Raw genomic sequence first — 3,195 nt, 5'->3', positions numbered from 1 at the left:
GTACCCCTCCGGTGAAGGCCGTCTTGCGGCTTTAAGCTGAAGACTGCCAGTCCTAGTGGTAGCACTAGGAGCAGTCATATGACGAAGCAGCATATTGAGGTGATCACGTCGGTAGAACGCCGTCGGCGATGGTCGCAGGAGGATAAGGAGCGGCTTGTCGCTGCCTGCCTTGAACCTGGAGTGAGCGTGTCGGAGGTTGCCCGGGCGGCGGGTTGCCATGTGAGCCAGCTTTTCCGGTGGCGCAAGCAGTTGTGCACGATCTCCGACGGCCGGGCGTCGACGGACCGCGCAACACCCGCACCTTCGCCTGCTGTGCAATTTGTCCCGGTGACGATATCCGATGCTGTTTCCTTGCCGTCGCCGGCTCAGCCCACGAAGCCTGCTCCGCCGCAACGTGCGCGTCGTAAGCCGAGCGTTGTGATGATCGAGTTGGGCCGGGGTAAACGGGTTCGGTTCGACAGCGACATCGACACGGAGGCCCTGGGGCGTATTCTCGATCTTCTGGAGCGGCGATGATCCCGGTCCCGAATGGTGTGAAGGTCTGGCTTGCGACGGGCCACACGGATATGCGCAGAGGCTTTCCCGGGCTGTCGCTGATGGTTCAGGAGACACTGAGGCAGGATCCGATGAGCGGCCACCTGTTCGTCTTCCGCGGCCGGAGCGGAGGCTTGATCAAGGTGATCTGGCACGATGGCCAGGGTGCCTGCCTGTTCACGAAGAAGCTGGAACGCGGCCGGTTCATCTGGCCATCGGCAGCCGACGGCACGGTGTCCATCACCCCAGCCCAGCTCGGATATCTGCTGGAAGGCATCGATTGGCGAATGCCGCAAAAAACCTGGCGGCCAAGCTCTGCCGGGTAGTGGAAAACGCTGGCGTGGCGGGAGCGAATATGATTCCCTCCCGCCATGCTCGATGCGGCCGAACACCTTCCCGACGACCTTGCCAGTGCGCACGCGATGATCCTCGCAGAGCGTGCGGCCCGCCGTGAAGCTGAGGCCCTCGCTGCCCGTGCCCAGGCGGTAAACTCGCATTCGGAGGCTCTGATCGCCCGGTTGAAGCTGGAGATCGAGAAGCTCAAGCGGGAGATCCACGGACACCGTTCGGAGCGCAAGGCCCGCCTTCTAGAGCAGTTGGAATTGCAGCTCGAAGAGCTGGAGGCCGATGCCGCTCAGGACGAGCTGGTGGCGGAAGCCGCGGCACGTTCATCGACCATCAAAGCGTTTGAGCGCAGACGTCCATCAAAGAAACCGTTTCCAGAGCATCTGCCGCGTGAGCGTGTGATTGTTGCCGCGCCGAAGAGCTGTCCATGCTGCGGATCCGCGAAGCTGGCCAAGCTCGGTGAGGATGTCACCGAGACGCTGGAAGTGATCCCGCGCCAGTGGAAAGTGATCCAGACCGTGCGGGAGAAGTTCAGCTGCCGGGAGTGCGAGAAGATCACTCAGCCGCCAGCTCCGTTCCATGTGACGCCGCGCGGCTTTGCCGGTCCGAACCTTTTGGCGATGATCCTTTTCGAGAAGTTTGCACAGCATCAGCCGCTGAACCGGCAGAGCGAGCGTTACTCGCGCGAGGGCATAGATCTCAGCCTGTCGACGCTTGCGGACCAGGTCGGTGCCTGCGCGGCGGCACTCAAGCCGGTCCATTCGCTGATCGAGGCGCATGTGCTGAGTGCCGAGAGGTTGCACGGCGACGACACCACCGTGCCGATCCTGGCCAAGGGCAAGACCGATACCGGCCGCATCTGGACTTATGTCCGCGACGATCGCCCGTTCGGCGGGCAATCTCCGCCGGCGGCCCTTTACTATGCTTCTCGCAACCGGCGCCAGGAACACCCCGAGTGCCATCTGAAGAGCTTCACCGGCATTCTGCAAGCTGACGCCTACAGCGGCTACAATCCGCTGTTCAAGGTGGACCGTGATCCTGGTCCGCTGACCCAGGCGCTGTGTTGGTCACATGCGCGCCGCAAGTTCTTCGTGCTTGCCGACATCACCACCAACGCCAGGCGCAGGAAGAACGCCGCACCGATCTCACCGATTGCGTTGGAGGCGGTCAAGCGCATCGATGCCTTGTTCGACATTGAGCGCGAGATCAACGGGCTCACTGCCGGCGAACGCCTGGAGCGGCGGCGCAGGGACGGCATCCCCCTTGCCGAAGGTCTTGAAGAATGGTTGCGGACTGAACGGGGCAAGCTGTCGCGCAGCTCCTCGGTTGCCGAGGCGATTGATTACATGCTCAAGCGTTGGGACGGCTTCATCACCTTCCTTCATGATGGCCGGATCTGCCTGACGAACAATGCCGCCGAACGAGCCTTGCGCGGCTTTGCCCTCGGCAGGAAGTCATGGCTGTTCGCCGGATCGGTTCGTGGAGCCGACCGCGCCGCCTTCATGGCGACGCTGCTCAACTCGGCGAAGCTCAACGACGTCGACCCGCAAGCCTGGCTTGCCGATGTCCTCGCCCGCATCGCCGAAACGCCTGTTTCCAGAGTCGAAGAACTGCTGCCCTGGAACTGGGAACCGCATACCCCGGCATCGGCACCAGCGTCATGATGCAGAACGAACAGATCGCCCGATTACACATCAAGCTTGATGACATCGAACCCCGGATCTGGCGCCGGGTTGAAGTTCCGCTTGCCATGAGTCTGAAGGGGCTGCACGACGTTATCCAGGCCGTCATGCTGTTCGAGGATTACCACCTTTTTGAGTTTGAGGCCGGTGGCAGGCACTACGATGTTCCCGACCCTGCCGAGGACTACGGCCGCAAGACCTATGCTGCGAAGAATGCACGCATCCGAACGCTCATCGACCGCGGCATCACCACGTTCGCCTATACCTACGACTTCGGCGACAATTGGCGCCACACTGTGGTCGTTGAATCTGTCGAGGCCGCCGATCCCGCATTCGAATATCCTCGCTTCCTGGAAGGCGAAAACCGTGCACCGCCGGAAGATGTCGGTGGAACCTTCGGCTTCGCGGACTTCCTGGAGGCGATGGCAAAGCCACGCCACCCGCAGCATCGCGAACTGGTGCAGTGGCATGGCGGTCGCTTTGAGCCGGGTGATATCAGCGTCGACCTGATCAACCAGCGCATCGCCAAGCTCGCTCGGCGCCGAGCACTCGGCAAAGCGGGCTTCGCAAAGAGCCAGAACCAACAACATTGATCGGAAACTGACCGCACCGCGGTCTACGCCGGATGCTTACG

General features: G+C 62.1%; 4 protein-coding genes. All 4 read left to right on the top strand.

Annotated features, from left to right (window positions below):
• Positions 1-78: 78 nt before the first annotated feature.
• The 4 genes from J7447_RS31120 to J7447_RS31105 all read left to right on the top strand — a co-directional run bounded on the left by J7447_RS31120 (position 79) and on the right by J7447_RS31105 (position 3,154).
• On the top strand, positions 79-516 hold the full coding sequence (locus J7447_RS31120; RefSeq protein WP_209171777.1) for a transposase: 438 nt from the start codon (positions 79-81) through the stop codon (positions 514-516).
• On the top strand, positions 513-860 hold the full coding sequence (gene tnpB / locus J7447_RS31115) for an IS66 family insertion sequence element accessory protein TnpB (protein WP_209171776.1): 348 nt from the start codon (positions 513-515) through the stop codon (positions 858-860). The genes J7447_RS31120 and tnpB overlap by 4 nt, the downstream gene beginning before the upstream one ends.
• A gap of 96 nt (positions 861-956) precedes the next feature.
• Entirely contained in the window at positions 957-2,543 is a 1,587-nt protein-coding gene (locus tag J7447_RS31110; RefSeq protein WP_269586500.1) for an IS66 family transposase, read from the top strand.
• The gene (locus J7447_RS31105) at positions 2,540-3,154 is read left to right on the top strand and encodes a plasmid pRiA4b ORF-3 family protein (RefSeq protein ID WP_209171774.1); all 615 of its coding nucleotides are present in this window, start codon (positions 2,540-2,542) and stop codon (positions 3,152-3,154) included. The genes J7447_RS31110 and J7447_RS31105 overlap by 4 nt, the downstream gene beginning before the upstream one ends.
• Positions 3,155-3,195 lie beyond the last annotated feature (41 nt).

The sequence above is a fragment of the Labrenzia sp. R5_0 genome (assembly GCF_017743835.1).
Classification (GTDB): Bacteria; Pseudomonadota; Alphaproteobacteria; order Rhizobiales; family Stappiaceae; genus Roseibium; species Roseibium algicola.
The sequence above is the reverse complement of the archived record's forward strand: the minus strand, read 5'-3'. Positions and strand labels throughout refer to the sequence as shown.